The sequence below is a fragment of the Roseateles sp. P5_E1 genome (genome assembly GCF_054049335.1).
The window spans coordinates 1-514 of the sequence record NZ_JBFUMN010000498.1 but is presented as its reverse complement, the minus strand read 5'-3'; the positions used below and the strand labels follow the sequence as shown (position 1 = coordinate 514).

Annotated in this window: 1 pseudogene; it reads right to left on the bottom strand. The window is 67.7% G+C overall.

The features are described 5' to 3' along the window. Positions 1-487 (bottom strand): annotated as a pseudogene (locus ACXJKJ_RS32300) (hypothetical protein); the annotation flags it as partial. Positions 488-514 lie beyond the last annotated feature (27 nt).

Here is a 514-nt window from a genome sequence, read left to right as displayed (position 1 = left end):
CTTCCTTGTCGTCCGGGGTGACCGGGAACGCCGGCACGATCAACTGTGCCTGGTTGGGCAGGTCGAACGGCGAGGACAGCGAGACCAGCTCGGCATCTTCGGGAATGCCGTTGTCAATGGCCAGCGACTGGAAATCGCCGCCGCCGGTGAGCGTGGCCGAGGTCATCACCACCGAATCCACTTCGTCCCACAGCAGCTTGCGCAGCACGTGCGCGGCCGAGATCGGCGAGCCGTGGAGGATGAAATCCCCCTCGCGCGACATCGTCACCCAGCGCGCCATCGGCGGCTGGCCGTCCTTGTCTTCACGGCGCCAGGCGGTCCACAGGTTGTGCTGCTGCTCGATCATTTCCAGCGCCATGCCGAGGTTGCGCTGCAGGCGCTCGCGCGCGGCGTCCTCGGGCTTGCCCTTGGCCACCTGCGCCAGCGCGGCATGGGCCCAGTTGAACAGGCTGCGGGTGTCGTCGGCGATGGCCTCGATATCGGCCATCCAGATCTCCGGCAGGCGCCCGTTCGG